This window comes from Acidovorax sp. 93 (assembly GCF_003633835.1).
GTDB classification, from domain to species: domain Bacteria; phylum Pseudomonadota; class Gammaproteobacteria; order Burkholderiales; family Burkholderiaceae_C; genus Acidovorax; species Acidovorax facilis.
Genome location: NZ_RBIT01000001.1, coordinates 2,533,477 through 2,547,209 on the forward strand (window position 1 = coordinate 2,533,477; position 13,733 = coordinate 2,547,209).

A 13,733-nucleotide genomic window follows, 5' to 3' on the forward strand; every position below is an offset into this window, starting at 1 on the left:
CGTTTTTAATAGCTGCCAGCGCTTTACCATCAAGCGCTAGCAGCCCAAAAGGCTTGAAATATGGTGCAAAACTCATAGTGCCAACCCCAGCAGCGAGCGCTGCAGTGCTTCGTCTTCGGCCAGCGCAGCCATGCTGCCTGCATGCACCACCTGGCCGTTGTCCATCACGGCCACGGTGTCGCCGAGCCGCTTGGCAAAGTTGATGTTCTGCTCGACCAGCAAGATGGTCACGCCGCTCTTTTTGAGCTGGTCGAACGCCTCGATCATGTTGTTGATGATGGCGGGCGCCAGGCCTTTGCTGGGCTCATCCACGATGAGCAGGTCGCGCGGCTCGACGATGGCGCGGCTCACGGCCACCATCTGCTTTTGCCCGCCGCTGAGCTTGCCGGCCGGGTGGTTCCAGAACTTCTCCACGGCGGGGAAGAGCTTGAAGATCCACTGCAGCCGCGCCTCGTCCATCTGCGCGGCATTGCGCGCGCTGCGGGCGGCCAGCAGCATGTTTTCCTTCACCGTGAGGTCGGCAAAGATGCCCATGTTCTCGGGCACGTAGGCGATGTTCATGCCCGCGATCTGCGGGGTGTTCAGCGCCGTGATGTCTTTGCCTGCAAAGTGGACCGAGCCTTTGGACGCATGCCACAGGCCCATGATGGTGCGCAGCGTGGTCGTCTTGCCCGCGCCGTTGCGGCCCAGCAGCATGGTGAGCTGGCCCTTGGGCACGGCCAGATCCACGCCGTGCAGGATGTGGTACGCGCCGATGTGCGTGTGCACGCCCTGGAGTTCGAGCAGGTTGCCCGTGTTGTTGCTGGTGGTGGTCATACGGCGGCCTCCTTCGTCACACCGAGGTAGGCTTCCTGCACCACGGGCGATGCGATCACCTCGGCCGGTGGGCCGTCGGCCACCAGCGTGCCGTTGGTCAGCACGATGATGCGGTCGGCCAGCTCGCGCACCACGTCCATCTTGTGCTCTACCAGCAGGATGATCTTGGTCTTGTCCTTCTTCAGCGCGCGGATCAGGTTCAGGATCACGGGCGCCTCGTCGTGGCTCATGCCGGCCGTGGGCTCGTCGAACATGTAGACCTGCGGCTCCAGCGCCATGAGCAGCGCCACTTCGAGCTTGCGCTGGTCGCCATGCGGCAGGCTGGCCACGGGCGTGTCGCGACGCTCGTACATGGCCACCGTCTGCAGGATGGATTCAGCACGCTCGGTCAGCGCACGGTGGTCGCTCCAGATGCTCCACAGGTTCAGGCCCTGGCGGTGCTTGCCCTCTTGCGTGGCCTGCACGGCCAGGCGCACGTTCTCCAGCACGCTGAGGTTGGGGAACAGGTTGGTGAGCTGGAACGCCCGGCCCAGGCCCGCATGCGTGCGTGCCGAGACGGACTGCCCGGTCAGGTCCTGCCCGCCCAGCGTGACGCTGCCGCTGGTGGCCTTGAGTTGCCCCGAGATGAGGTTGAAGTACGTGGTCTTGCCCGCGCCATTGGGGCCCACGATGGCGGTCAGCGTGCCGGGCTCGAAAGAGCAGGTCACGGCATTGACCGCCACGTGGCCGCCAAAGCGGATGGTCAAGTCCTTGGTGGCCAAGGTGCTCATGGGTGGTGGTTCACTTTCACGGTAGTCATCGTTGGTCGAGGGGGCGGCCGCCCCCTTTTTCACGTCAAGGGCAAGTTCCGATGACGTAGTAGTTGGGGCTGGTCTGTTTCAGCGTGTTGTTCACAAAGATGTTCCACAGCCCCATGCTCTGGTTGGAACCCAGCGCGAAGGTGTAGCCGCCATACACGTAGGCACGGCCCGCCATGGTGTGGGCGTAGTTGCTGGCCGTGGTGCAGGTGCCCGTGCCGCCGCCCGATGCGGCCAGCGTGGTGCCGGATGCAGCGGCGGACACGGCGCCCTCGGCGCCGTTGCCATCAGCGGCACGCACCGTCCAGCTGTAGGTGGTGGATGCGGCCAGGCCGGTGTCGGTGAAGTTCGTGGCAGTCACGGGCAGCGCATTGGTCTTGTTGCCATTGCGGTACACGTTGTAGCTGGCCGCTCCGCTCACGGCGTTCCAGCCAATCGCCATGCTGCTGGCCGTGGCGCCCGAGGTGCTCACGCCCGTGGGGGCTGGCAGGTCCACCGGTGGGTTGGTGGTTCCACCGCTTCCCACGCGGTCCACCATGGCCTTGATAGCAGCCATCTGCGGGCCGGACTTCTTGGAATAGTTGGCGCTGTCATAGCCCCACCAGTCCCAGCAGCTGTTGGTGGCGGCCAGGCTGGTCTGCGGGTACAGCATCACGATGTTGTTACTGTCGGCCCAGCGGTTGTAGCCCGTGTTGCGCACGTACTGCTGCTGCACGTCGTTCACGTTCTGCTTGCAGCCATGCAGCACCACATGCAGCTTGCAGGTGGCCGTGCCGCCCGCCTGGCAGGCCTGGGGCACATAGGCCCAGCCCGTGGTGGCCATGCCGTGGTTGGAGATGAATTCGCTCTGGTTGAACTCGATGAAATTGCCGCTGGGCAGCGTGGCGTTGTTGCGTGCGTTCAGCGTGCCGTACAGGTGCTGCAGCATGGCGCCTGCCAGGTCGAAGTTGCAGTCGCTGATGTAGGGAGCACCCTTGGTGGAGCAGCCGTTGCCATAGTCGTCCGTCACCATCGCGTGCTCGGATGCGATGTCCTTCTTGTAGACCACGTTGGCCGCTGGCACGAAGCTGTTGTAGTAGGTGCGCAGTGCATCCATCACCCCCGTCTTGACCACGCTGTCGAGCGTGCCCGAGAACAGGTAGACCTTGGAGTTCTGCAGGTTGGCCACGGGGTCGATCACGCCCTGGCCGGCCCAGGTGTTGGTGGTGTTCACCAGCGTGCTGGTGGGAATACCCGTGGGGCTGGCCATGCAGCGCCCCGTGGCATTGACGACTGAGCCCTCAGCGCAATAGAACGGGCCGCCCGCCACCACCCCCACGCCTTTGGCAAACGTGGCCGAGTACGCCACATGCAGCTGCACGGCCATGAAGCCGCCCGAGGACAGGCCGGAAACGGTGGTCTGCGTCTTGTCGATCTTGAGGGCGGGGAGGTTGACCGCTGCGTACGCGCCGCCCGAGGCGCACAGTGCCAAGGCTGCCCCTGCTGCTGCCGCCCGGATGAAATTGAAAGCCATGTTGTCTTGTCTCCAAATAATTTTGAGAAAGTCTGACCCAGCCCCCGTGTAATCCGGGGGTTCATGCATCAATTCACTGGAAAAAGAGGGGCGGCCGCCCCTGCGGGATGAACCCCGAAGGAGCAGGACGGTGATCCTGTCCGACGGGCCTCGCTAACGCATCGAAAAGACCGGCTTATCGCTTGTTGCGAATCGGCACGTTCATTTCTTCAGGCTTGATCTCGCGCACCAGTTCGGGCACGCCCCAGGCAAAGGCCGGGTCCACCTTGATCTTGAAGTGGTACATGCTCTGCATGGCCTGGTGGTCTTCCTTGCGGAAAGTCATCTTGCCCTTGGGGGTGTCAAAGCTCATGCCCTCCATGGTCTTGATGAGCTTGTTGGTGTTGGTGTCGCCACCCGTGGCCTTGAGCGCCGTGACCAGCGCCATGGCCGAGCTGAAACCACCGGCGGTGAAGAAGTCTGGCGGAGTCTTGAACTCCTTGTAATGCGCAGCCACCAGGGCTTCGTTCACGGGGTTCTTGGGGATGCCGAAGTAGTAGTACGTAGCGCCTTCCATGCCGGGGAAGTTCTTGTACGCGGCCATGGCGGGCAGGATGTTGCCGCCCGTGGAGATCTCGATGCCATAGCGCTTCAAGTCCATGTCGGCGATCTTGAAGGGGTTGCCTGCACCGGCCCAGACCACCCAGATGATCTTGCGGCCGGGCTGGTCCTTGAGCTTGTCGATCAGGCGCTGGGCACCGGCGGTGAAGTCGGTGGTGGCAGCGGGCAGGTATTCCTCGTGGGCAAGCTTGGCCTTCTTGACCGAGTCCTTGAAGGCTTTCACGCCATCGCGGCCAAACGCGTTGTCTTGCGCGAGGGTGGCAATGGTCACGCCTTCCTTGTCCACCGCCACGGCGTTGGAGATGGCATCCTGGCTGCTGTTGCGGCCCGTGCGGAAGATGTACTTGTTCCACTTGTCGCCGGTGATCGAGTCGGCCACGGCGGGCTCGACCAGCAGGATCTTTTTGTATTCCTCGGCCACCGGCAGCATGGCCAGGGCCACGCCCGATGCGGTGGGGCCGACGGCGATGTCGGCCTTGTCGTCAGAGTACGCGGTGGCCAGCAGGCTCTTGCCCAGGTCGGGCTTGCCCTGGTCGTCTTTCTCGATCACCACCAGCTTCTTGCCATTGACCGTCATGCTGCCGCCGGTGGCGTAGTTCAGTCCCATCATCAGGCCAGTCTGGGTCTGCTTGCCATAGGCCTCCAGAGGGCCGGTCTTGCTGTACACGTGGGCAATGCGGATTTCGCCGGTCTGTGCGAATGCGGGGGCGGAAAGTGTGGCGGCGGTAACGGCTGCGGAAGCGAGGGCGACCAGAGTGCGACGGTGCATGGCGATGTCTCCTGTTGTGATGCTTCTTTATTGCACAGTCTGTGCCAACAGCCAAGTGCTTGATTTCAAAGAAGCTTTTCCTCACACACTGGAGGCAATGCCTGAATTCAATACACAATAAATGTCTAAATTTCAGACAATTGCCTGAAATTTATTCAGGGTTTTCCAGGCGTCCATAGAGCGTGGCGCGTGAGATACCGAGCTGCCGCGCCGTGGCCAGCTTGTTGCCACCATGGGCCTTCATGGCGGCATGGATGGCCCGCTGCTCCAGTTCGGCCACCTGCTCGGCCAGGGGCCGCAGGTAGCGCGACTCGTCCTCGGCCTCGACCACCACGGCGGTGGTGTCCTGCACCGGCGCGGCGGGCTCCACGCCCGCTTCGCGCAGGATGCGTTCGAGCTGCGCCGCGTCGATGGACTGGCCCTCGCTGCGCATCACGGCCTGCTCCAGCACGTTGCGCAGCTCGCGGATGTTGCCGCGCCAGGGCTGGCCAGCGAGCAAGGCCATGGCCTCGGGCAGCAGCTCGGGCGGTGGCGTGCCGTTGCGCAGCGCCAGGTCATCGCCCAGAGCCTCGACCAGTGCCGGAATGTCACTGCGCCGCGCACGCAGTGGTGGCACGCGCACCGGCAGCACGTGCAGGCGGTAAAACAGGTCTTCGCGGAACCTGCCTTCACGCACCAGGCCAGCCAGATCGCGCGAGGTGGCGGCCAGGATGCGTACGTTGAAGGGCACGAGCTTGTTGCTGCCCAGCGGCTCGATCTCCCCTTCCTGCAGCGCGCGCAGCAGCTTGGCCTGCAGGCTTTGGGGCATATCGCCGATTTCGTCGAGGAACAGCGTGCCGCCATCGGCCAGCTTGAACTTGCCATCGCGCCCCTTGGCCGACGCGCCGGTGTAGGCGCCGGGCGCCACGCCAAAGAACTCGGCCTCCAGCAGCGTGTCGGGCACGGCAGCGATGTTGACGCTGACAAACGGGCCGCTTGCACGGCTGGATGCAGCGTGGATGGCGTGGGCCAGCAGCTCTTTGCCGGTGCCTGTCTCGCCCAGCAGCAGCACCGGGCTGGTGGACTGCGCTGCACGGCGTGCCTGGCGCTTGACCTCGGCCGCAGCGGGGCTCGACCCGATGAAGCTGGCAAAGGTGTATTTGGACCGCCGCTCGCCGTCACCCGCCACCGTCAGGCTGCGCCGCCGCTGGCTGGCCAGCTCGCGCCGGGCATCGTCCAGGTCGCGCTGCAGCAGGGCAAACTTGCTGATCAGCGGCTGCAGCGTGGTCTCGGGGTGGTCGAACAGCACGATGCCGATGGCGCCGATCACGCGGTCCGCATCGTCGCGCAGCGGGATGCGGCTGACCACGAAGGTGCCAGCCTTGTTGGTGAGCAGGTCAATCAGCACGGGCTGGCCGGTCTCCAGCACGCGGCGCATCTGGGTGTTGGGGATCACCTCTTCCACCGTGCGGCCGACAAACTGGTCCACCGAAGAGAACCCAAGGTCGGGCAGAAAACGCTGGTAGCCCTCGTTCACCCACACGATGCGCCCGCTGCGGTCCACCAGGAACATGCCCTGGCTGACGCTGGAGAACAGCTGAAACATGGAGCGTGCCGCCAGTTCCAGGATGCCCTGGGCATCCAGCGGCAGTGCGGGGGCGTCATCGGTGAGCAAAGGCATCTGCGGATGGTAGCGCGGCGGGGTGGGCCGAAGAACAGTCACGCCGCTGTCACCGCGCAGCTGCCGCGCATTTACCTGCAAATCCAGATGCTACTATTTTTATAGCTATGAGCACAATATCATCAAGCGCTAGAGGCTATTTTTATCCAGAACCACATACCCGTCGGTCGCCTGTGCATTGCCCACCGGGCTCTGCGCGCGCGTCATGCGCAGAACCACCATGGGCTGAACGGCGGCCAGCGCCTCAGCCTCGCGCACGGCCAGGGGTTGGTCCACCAGGATGCAGGGCTTGCCCGTGCGGCGGCAGTGGTCCTGCACGCGCCAGTACTCGTCATGGCTGATGCAGCCCGTCTGGCAGATCACCAGGTCGGCAGCGGCCAGATTGGCGTCCAGGGTGCCGTCCGGCGCGGCATCGGGCTCGGCGCAGCCTTTGCCCTTGGCCGCAGAAGGATGGCCTGCCACGCCCAGACTACCTTCGGGCTGCACGGGCTGGGCGGGCGCCTCGGCCGCCAGCCGCCAGCGCAGGCATTCGCGCGACAGACTGGCAATGCGCTCGGCCAGCATGCTGATGTGGCGGGCCATCGCCTTGCGGCGCGGCAGGCTGGGGTGGGCCGCTTTCCACTGCGCCAGCGCATCCTGCGCCATGGCCAGGCGCGTGTCCCGCACGATCACCTCGGCACGCAGCCGCAGCACCTGGGCCTGGAGGGCATCGATCTGTGCCGCCTGGGCTGCCACCGTGGCACTGCAGCGCTTTTGCACATCGCCCAATTGGCGGCAAAGTGCCAGAAACTCTTGCGGAAGTGAATGCATGCGCCACCTTTGCAAATAAGAACCATTCGCATTTTATGGTACGATCCACGGCTTGTGAGCACGCAAGTCACCTTGGTGGGGAGGGCACCGGGGGCGTCCAGCCCCCGGTGTCTGGCTTGCGCAGATGCTGAAAAAACATTCGTGCCAACGGGTGCCCCAAGAAACAAAAAACCGCGCCATTGCAGCGCGGTTTTTTTTGGGTGAAGGGCGCGCGCTGCGCGCCGGTCAGGTCTGCACCAATGCCAGCTTGCGCGCCGCCCAGCGCCGCAGCAGGCGCGGCACGATCAGCACGGCCAGCACGATGACGATCAGGGTCAGCGAGCCTGGACGCTCCACGAAGATGCTCCACTTGCCTTCGCCAATGGCCACGGCATTGCGCATCTGGGCTTCCGCCAAGGGACCCAGGATCATGCCCACCACCACCGGCGCAGCCGGGAAGTCAAAGCGGCGCATCACCACGCCCAGCAGGCCAATGGCGTACAGCAGCACCAGGTCGAACGCGCTTTGGCGCATGCCATACACACCGAGCGTGGAGAACACCAGAATGCCCGCGTACAGGTACGACTTGGGAATGTTCAGCAGCTTGACCCACAGGCCCACCAAAGGCAGGTTCAGGATGAGCAGCATCACGTTGCCGATGTACATCGACGCGATCAGCGCCCACACCAGCGCACCGTTGGTGTCAAACAACTGGGGGCCGGGCTGGATGCCGTAGTTCTGGAACGCGCCAAGCAGGATGGCCGTGGTATTCGATGTGGGAATGCCCAGCGTGAGCAGCGGGATTAGCGTGGCTGTGATGGCCGCGTTGTTGGCGGCTTCGGGGCCGGCCACACCTTCGATGGCGCCGGTGGTGCCGAACTCTTCGGGGTTCTTGCTCAGCTTCTTTTCAGCGGCATAGCTCAGGAAGGTCGGGATCTCGCTACCGCCAGCGGGCACAGTGCCAAACGGAAAACCGATGAACGTGGCGCGAATCCACGCAGGCCAGGAGCGCTTCCACTCTTCCTTGGTCATGTGCGTGCTGGTCAGGCGGTTCTGCGTTTCGTCGGTGCGGCCTTCGTACATCACGTTGTACAGGGCTTCACCCACGGCAAACAGGCCCACGGCGATCAGCACGACCTCGATGCCGTCCATCAGCTCTGGCACACCGCCGGTGTAGCGGGCTTGCCCGGTGAGCTGGTCGATACCAATGAGGCCCATGGCCAGGCCAACGAACAGCGCGACCATGCCACGCAGCGTGCTCTTGCCCAGCACCGCGCTCACGGTGGTGAAGGCCAGCACCATCAGCATGAAGTATTCGGGCGGACCGAGGCGCACAGCGTATTCGGCGACCAGGGGCGCAAAGAACGTGACCAGGATGGTGGCAATGGTGCCCGCCACAAACGAGCCAATGGCTGCGGTGGCCAGCGCCGCGCCAGCGCGGCCGCTTTTGGCCATCTTGTTGCCCTCCATGGCCGTGACCATGGACCCGGCCTCACCGGGCGTATTGAGCAAAATGGACGTGGTGGAGCCACCGTACATGGCGCCGTAGTAGATGCCCGCAAAGAAGATCATGGAGGCCGTGGCCTCGACCTTGACGGTGATGGGCAGCAGCATGGCCACCGCCACGGCCGGGCCAATGCCGGGCAACACGCCCACGGCGGTGCCGATGATGCAGCCCACAAAGGCCCACATCAGGTTGATGGGTGTTGCAGCGGTCGCAAAACCCTGCATCAAAAGGTTTAAGGTATCCATAACATGCAGGCTTTACAGCCACCCCGTATTGGTCAGGCCGGGCAGGTTGATGGCCAGCAATTGCGTAAACATCCAGAACACAGGCGCAGACACGGCCACGCCGATGGCGGAGTCTTTGATCCAGGCCTGCAGGCGCAGGTCCAACTCGCCTTCCGAACTCCTGAAGCCCCGCACCGACAGCACAAAGCACAGTGCGCAACTCAGGATGAAGCCCAGCGTGGTGATGAGCAAGGCATTGAGCAGCAGCCCGGCCGACACCCAGATGAAGCCTTTCCAGTGGGCGTGCGTGTCGCCGGAACCTTCTTCCAGGTCGCGAAACCCGCCCGTCAGCGCGTGCACCACGCAAAGCACACCACAAATCAGGATGGCAATGCTGACCACCCAGGGAAAGAAATTGGGGCCTACACCGCCATAGCCAGCCTCAGAGCTGACCGAACTGGCCCCCCAGGCCAGGCACAGCGCCAGCACCACCAGCCCCGCACCGATCAAGGTCTGCAAAGGCTTGGAGCGCGATGAATGTTGTTGTGTCATGTTTTTCTTTCGCACCGAGCGGCCGGCGGCATGGCCGCACACCCCTGTCAGGGGCGCGCAGCCAGCGCCTTGACCTGCTTGCTTGTCTCAGATCAGATCATTCCAGACTTGGCCATCGTGGCGCGCATGCTGGCGAACTCGGCGTCCACAAAGTTGGCAAACTCGTCACCCGCCATCCATGCAGGGGTCCAGCCGTTCTTCTCCATGGCATCCTGCCAGGCCTTGTGCTTGAAGGTCTTGGACAGGGCGTCGATCAGTGCCTTGCGCTGCTCGGCCGTGATGCCGGGCGCGCCATACACGCCGCGCCAGTTGCCGATTTCCACGTTGATGCCCTGCTCCTTGAGCGTGGCCACGTTCACGCCCTTCAGGCGCGAGCCCGAGGTGACGCCCACCGCACGCATCTTGCCCGCAGAGATGTACTCGGCAAACTCGCTGTAGCCGCTTCCGCCCACGGTGACGTTGCCGCCCAGGATGGCGGCGGTGGCTTCACCACCCCCACGGAATGCCACGTAGTTGATCTTGGCAGGGTCCACGCCCACTTCGCGCGCAATCATGGCCGCCGCAATGTGCTCGGTAGAGCCGCGCGAACCACCGCCCCACTTCACGCTGCCGGGGTCCTTCTTGAGTTGGTCCACCACATCCTTCATGGTCTTGAAAGGCGAGTTGGCGGGCAGCACGAACACGTTGTATTCGCTGGTCAGGCGCGCCAGGGGCGTGACCTTGTCCAGGCCGACCGGAGGCTTGCCGGTGATGATGCCGCCCAGCATCACGGCGCCCATCACCATCATCGCGTTGGGATCGCCTTTGCTGGCATTGACGAACTGGGCCAGACCGATCGCACCGGCGGCGCCACCCTTGTTGTCATAGGACACCGACGCCGCTGCGCCCGCATCCTGCATGGCCTTGCCCAAGGCACGGCCGGTGGAATCCCAGCCGCCGCCGGGGTTGGCGGGAATCATCATCTTGAGGGCCGGAGCGCTCTGGGCCGACACAGGCAACACGCCTGCGGCGGCCATGGCAGCCAGTGATTTGAGGAAGGTATCGCGACGCATGGTGTCTCCTTGTAAGGTTTGCGAACCGCTCGATGATGCGCGCCCTGCCTGTCAAACGGCTGTCCATGAACTCAGGGAAAACACTCATGCGACCGGCCCGATGAGACGGTGCTATGGTGCCGCGCATGCAATTGCTTCTTGTTGAAGACGACCCCACCATGCAAGCCACGCTGCACCGCGCCCTGACACGCCGTGGCATGGAAGTCACCGCCGTGGGCGACGGCCGCGCGGCGCTCAGCCAGTGGGCCGCACGGCAGCCCGACGCGGTGATCCTGGACCTGACCCTGCCCGGGCTCGACGGCCTGCAGGTGCTGCAGCAGGCGCGCTCGCGCGGGCTGCGCACCCCCGTGCTCATCCTCACTGCACGCGGCACTGTGGGCGACCGCGTGATGGGCCTGAACGCGGGTGCCGATGACTACCTGCCCAAACCCTTTGACCTGGACGAGCTGGAGGCGCGCCTGCGCGCCCTGGTGCGGCGCAGCGCAGATCCCACCGTGGCGCCGCTGGCGCCCAGCACCGTGCAGATCGGCGCCATCCGTTACGACAAGGACAGCGGCGCGCTCTACCTGAATGGCGAAGTGATGGAGCTGACACCGCGCGAACTGGCGCTGATGCACGCTCTGCTCGCCCAGCCCGGCCATGCCGTAACGAAGGAGCGGCTGTACGAACTGGTGTTCCCCGGCCAGCTGGATGTGCAGTACGAGGCCATCGAGGTCGTGGTGTACCGCCTGCGCAAGAAGCTGGCAGGCACAGGCCTCACGCTGATGACCCTGCGCGGGCTGGGCTACCTGCTGCGGGCCGACACATGAGCGCTGCAACAGACTCGGGCCGCCACCCTTCGTTGCGCAGGCGCCTGCTGCTGGGTATTCTGCTGCCCGTGGTGCTGTTCATCGGGTTCAACACCTACAGCCTCTACCAGCAGACCCTGGCCTCGCTCAATACGGCCTACGACCGCACCCTGCTGGCATCGGCCAAAAGCATCAGCGAGCAACTCGATGTGCGGGGCTACGACGAAGCGGCAGAGTTGCGCGCCACGGTGCCCTACTCCGCGCTGGAAGCCTTTGAGGCGGACAACCAGAGCCAGATGTTCTACCGTGTGTCCACCTTGCAAGGCGACCTGGTTTCTGGATTTGCCGAACTGCCGGTATGGCGCGGCCAGATACCGGCCCGCCCGCCGTATGCGGCATTGGTGGATTTCTATGACGACCGCTTTCGGGAGCGCGATGTGCGCGTGGCCGTGCTGCTGCAGCCCGTGGCCAGCTCGGAAGGCCGCACCATGGCCGTGATCCAGGTGGCCGAAACGCTGGAGGTGCGCGAAACCCTGGCCTTGCAGATTCTGCGCAACACCCTGCTGCGCCAGGCCCTGCTCGTCGCCGTGATCGCGTTGACCGTGGTGCTGGTGGTGCAGCGGGCCATCCACCCTGTGCGGCAGCTGAGCCTGCAGCTACAAGGGCGCAGGGAGGGCGACCTGAGCCCCATCGCAGCCCCCTCCACCCCCCGCGAGCTGCAGCCGCTGATCGATGCCACCAACGAGGTCATGCAGCGGCTGCGGCACCTGCTGCGTCACCAGAAGCGCTTTGTGCGGGATGCCTCGCACCAACTGCGCACGCCGCTGGCAGTGCTCAAGACCCAGGTGCAATCCGCGCTGCGGGGCGATGTGGAGCCTCAGCAGGCCCTGCATGAAATCAGCGATACCGTGGACCGTGCAACGCAGCTGGCCAACCAGATGCTGGCACTGGCCAAGGTGGAGCAACTGCGCCAGCAAAGCACCCCACCAACCACACGGCTGGACGAAATGCTGCGTACCGTGGCGCTAGAAATCTCGCCACTGATCGCCCAGCGCGACCTGGATTTCGGCATACACACCGAGCCCGCACGGGTGCAGGCTCATGAGTGGATGCTGCGCGAGCTGAGCCGCAACCTGTTGCACAACGCCGTGCGCCACGCCCCACAGGGCAGTGAACTCACGGTGGATCTGCGCACCGACAGCCACCATGTGGCGCTGACCATCAGCGACCACGGCCCCGGCATCGACGACGAACTGGCGACACGCCTCTTTCAGCCCTTTTCGGCCGGCGACGTGCGCGCGGGCAGCGGCCTGGGCCTGGCGATCTGCCATGAGATCGTGCAAGCCCTCGGTGGCAGCATCGCCTTAACCAACCGCATGGTGGGCAGCAGACTGACAGGGCTGGACGCCGTGGTGCGCCTGCCACTGGCCGCGCCATCGGCTGACATGGGCAACCCCGCACACGCGGCACAATCCCCGGCATGAACACCCTGGAGACAATGCGGCTGGACAAATGGCTCTGGTGCGCGCGCTTTTACAAAACCCGCAGCCTGGCCACCGAAGAAATCGGCAAAGGCCGCGTCACCGTCAATGGCCAACTGGCCAAACCCGCGCGGGACCTGCGCTGCGGCGATACCGTCGCGCTGCGCCAGGGGCCGGTTGCCCGTACGGTGCTGGTGATGGGCCTGAGCGGAGCGCGCGGCCCGGCACCTGTCGCCCAACAGCTGTACCAGGAAACGCCCGATAGCATCGCCACCCGCGAAAAGGCTGCGGAGTTGCGCCGCCTGGCACCCGAACCCGCCGCCACGCTGCACGAAGGCCGCCCTACCAAACGGGATCGGCGCGAGATCGACAGGGTGAGCAACAAGGGGGGCGATTGGGGCAGCCGCTGGAGCGCGTCCATCGACGAATGAGCGCAGCGTGAGTCAGGCGGATTCGCCAGGCGCGGCAGACAAGGCGCCAAGACGAATGCTTGACAAAAAAAAGCCCAAGTGAATGAATCACTTGGGCTTTATCTTGGCGGAAACGGAGGGATTCGAACCCTCGATGAGGCTCTACACCCCATACTCCCTTAGCAGGGGAGCACCTTCGGCCACTCGGTCACGTTTCCAATCCCGCTATTATGCCCCATTTCTGAGCCGATTCAGGCAGTCTGGTACGGCTTGCTGGTCACACTCGAATGCTCTGCACAGGCTTTGCACGGCCAACTCGGCGTACTTTTCGTCGATCACCACCGAGGTCTTGATTGCGGACGTGGAGATCATCTGGATGTTGATGCCCTTTTCTCTCAGGGCACTAAACATCTTGCTGGCCATCCCCACAGGGCTGTGCATGCCGATACCGGCGATGCTCACCGCGCAGATGGTGGTGTCCCCCACCAGTTCCTGCACCGCCAGTGTGGGTACCACCTTCTCCTGGAGCAGGTCCATGGTGCGGGCGTAGTCATTGCAGTGCACGGTGAAGCTGAAGTCGGTTTTTCCGTCCTTGTTCACGTTCTGGATGATCACGCCGACTTCGACGTTGGCGTTGGCCACCGCGCCCAGGATCTCGCGGGCAAGGCCGCGCTTGCCGGGCACGCCCAGCACGGAGATCTTGGCCTCGTCGCAGTTGACCACGATGCCAGGTACGACGGCTTGTTCCATTTTTTGTCTTCCTCACAGGGTGCCT

12 protein-coding genes, 1 tRNA gene and 1 pseudogene are annotated in these 13,733 nt (G+C 64.2%); 3 read left to right on the top strand and 11 right to left on the bottom strand.

Annotated elements, in window-relative coordinates:
• Positions 1-72 precede the first annotated feature (72 nt).
• The 9 genes from C8C93_RS11560 to C8C93_RS11600 form a co-directional block, all read right to left on the bottom strand.
• Complete coding sequence (locus C8C93_RS11560) at positions 73-816, bottom strand: ABC transporter ATP-binding protein (protein WP_121506991.1); 744 nt, start codon at positions 814-816, stop codon at positions 73-75.
• Positions 813-1,586: an ABC transporter ATP-binding protein gene (locus C8C93_RS11565; RefSeq protein WP_121508761.1), complete on the bottom strand. Its 774-nt coding sequence runs from the start codon at positions 1,584-1,586 to the stop codon at positions 813-815. The genes C8C93_RS11560 and C8C93_RS11565 overlap by 4 nt, the downstream gene beginning before the upstream one ends.
• Positions 1,587-1,650: 64 nt before the next feature.
• The gene (locus tag C8C93_RS11570) at positions 1,651-3,126 is read right to left on the bottom strand and encodes a PHB depolymerase family esterase (protein ID WP_055400433.1); all 1,476 of its coding nucleotides are present in this window, start codon (positions 3,124-3,126) and stop codon (positions 1,651-1,653) included.
• Between the two features lie 175 nt (positions 3,127-3,301).
• The gene (locus C8C93_RS11575) at positions 3,302-4,495 is read right to left on the bottom strand and encodes a substrate-binding domain-containing protein (RefSeq protein WP_121419552.1); all 1,194 of its coding nucleotides are present in this window, start codon (positions 4,493-4,495) and stop codon (positions 3,302-3,304) included.
• A gap of 151 nt (positions 4,496-4,646) precedes the next feature.
• Positions 4,647-6,155, bottom strand: coding sequence for a sigma-54-dependent Fis family transcriptional regulator (locus C8C93_RS11580; RefSeq protein WP_121506992.1), 1,509 nt, complete (start codon positions 6,153-6,155; stop codon positions 4,647-4,649).
• Positions 6,156-6,284: 129 nt separating this feature from the next.
• Positions 6,285-6,965, bottom strand: coding sequence for a DUF2325 domain-containing protein (locus tag C8C93_RS11585; protein ID WP_121506993.1), 681 nt, complete (start codon positions 6,963-6,965; stop codon positions 6,285-6,287).
• A 225-nt stretch (positions 6,966-7,190) separates the two neighbouring features.
• Positions 7,191-8,696: a tripartite tricarboxylate transporter permease gene (locus C8C93_RS11590; RefSeq protein WP_055400425.1), complete on the bottom strand. Its 1,506-nt coding sequence runs from the start codon at positions 8,694-8,696 to the stop codon at positions 7,191-7,193.
• Between the two features lie 12 nt (positions 8,697-8,708).
• Entirely contained in the window at positions 8,709-9,227 is a 519-nt protein-coding gene (locus tag C8C93_RS11595; RefSeq protein WP_055400468.1) for a tripartite tricarboxylate transporter TctB family protein, read from the bottom strand.
• Between the two features lie 92 nt (positions 9,228-9,319).
• The gene (locus C8C93_RS11600; RefSeq protein WP_055400423.1) at positions 9,320-10,279 is read right to left on the bottom strand and encodes a tripartite tricarboxylate transporter substrate binding protein; all 960 of its coding nucleotides are present in this window, start codon (positions 10,277-10,279) and stop codon (positions 9,320-9,322) included.
• Between the two features lie 125 nt (positions 10,280-10,404).
• On the opposite strand from C8C93_RS11600, the gene C8C93_RS11605 reads away from it, so the two are divergent.
• Genes C8C93_RS11605 through C8C93_RS11615 form a run of 3 tightly spaced genes read left to right on the top strand, consistent with a single transcriptional unit; the run spans position 10,405 to position 12,979 of the window.
• Positions 10,405-11,088 carry a response regulator transcription factor gene (locus C8C93_RS11605; RefSeq protein WP_055400466.1) on the top strand — a complete coding sequence of 228 codons (684 nt, stop codon included), beginning with the start codon at positions 10,405-10,407 and terminating at the stop codon, positions 11,086-11,088.
• Complete coding sequence (locus C8C93_RS11610) at positions 11,085-12,551, top strand: sensor histidine kinase (RefSeq protein ID WP_055400421.1); 1,467 nt, start codon at positions 11,085-11,087, stop codon at positions 12,549-12,551. The genes C8C93_RS11605 and C8C93_RS11610 overlap by 4 nt, the downstream gene beginning before the upstream one ends.
• Positions 12,548-12,979 (top strand): RNA-binding S4 domain-containing protein, encoded by a 432-nt coding sequence (locus C8C93_RS11615; RefSeq protein WP_121506994.1) that lies wholly within the window; start codon positions 12,548-12,550, stop codon positions 12,977-12,979. The genes C8C93_RS11610 and C8C93_RS11615 overlap by 4 nt, the downstream gene beginning before the upstream one ends.
• A 104-nt stretch (positions 12,980-13,083) precedes the next feature.
• Here C8C93_RS11615 and C8C93_RS11620 read toward each other — a convergent pair.
• A tRNA-Ser gene (locus tag C8C93_RS11620) sits at positions 13,084-13,176 on the bottom strand.
• Positions 13,177-13,186: 10 nt separating this feature from the next.
• Positions 13,187-13,714: pseudogene (locus tag C8C93_RS11625) on the bottom strand (ACT domain-containing protein); the annotation flags it as partial.
• Between the last annotated feature and the right edge of the window lie 19 nt (positions 13,715-13,733).

Excerpts from the sequence above, each read along its gene's own strand:
- C8C93_RS11560 (WP_121506991.1), bottom strand. The coding sequence starts at position 816 with ATGACCACCACCAGCAACAACACGGGCAACCTGCTCGAACTCCAGGGC.
- C8C93_RS11605 (WP_055400466.1), top strand. The coding sequence starts at position 10,405 with ATGCAATTGCTTCTTGTTGAAGACGACCCCACCATGCAAGCCACGCTG.
- C8C93_RS11610 (WP_055400421.1), top strand. The coding sequence starts at position 11,085 with ATGAGCGCTGCAACAGACTCGGGCCGCCACCCTTCGTTGCGCAGGCGC.
- C8C93_RS11585 (WP_121506993.1), bottom strand. The coding sequence starts at position 6,965 with ATGCATTCACTTCCGCAAGAGTTTCTGGCACTTTGCCGCCAATTGGGC.
- C8C93_RS11570 (WP_055400433.1), bottom strand. The coding sequence starts at position 3,126 with ATGGCTTTCAATTTCATCCGGGCGGCAGCAGCAGGGGCAGCCTTGGCA.
- C8C93_RS11600 (WP_055400423.1), bottom strand. The coding sequence starts at position 10,279 with ATGCGTCGCGATACCTTCCTCAAATCACTGGCTGCCATGGCCGCCGCA.
- C8C93_RS11595 (WP_055400468.1), bottom strand. The coding sequence starts at position 9,227 with ATGACACAACAACATTCATCGCGCTCCAAGCCTTTGCAGACCTTGATC.
- C8C93_RS11565 (WP_121508761.1), bottom strand. The coding sequence starts at position 1,586 with ATGAGCACCTTGGCCACCAAGGACTTGACCATCCGCTTTGGCGGCCAC.
- C8C93_RS11575 (WP_121419552.1), bottom strand. The coding sequence starts at position 4,495 with ATGCACCGTCGCACTCTGGTCGCCCTCGCTTCCGCAGCCGTTACCGCC.
- C8C93_RS11590 (WP_055400425.1), bottom strand. The coding sequence starts at position 8,696 with ATGGATACCTTAAACCTTTTGATGCAGGGTTTTGCGACCGCTGCAACA.
- C8C93_RS11580 (WP_121506992.1), bottom strand. The coding sequence starts at position 6,155 with ATGCCTTTGCTCACCGATGACGCCCCCGCACTGCCGCTGGATGCCCAG.
- C8C93_RS11615 (WP_121506994.1), top strand. The coding sequence starts at position 12,548 with ATGAACACCCTGGAGACAATGCGGCTGGACAAATGGCTCTGGTGCGCG.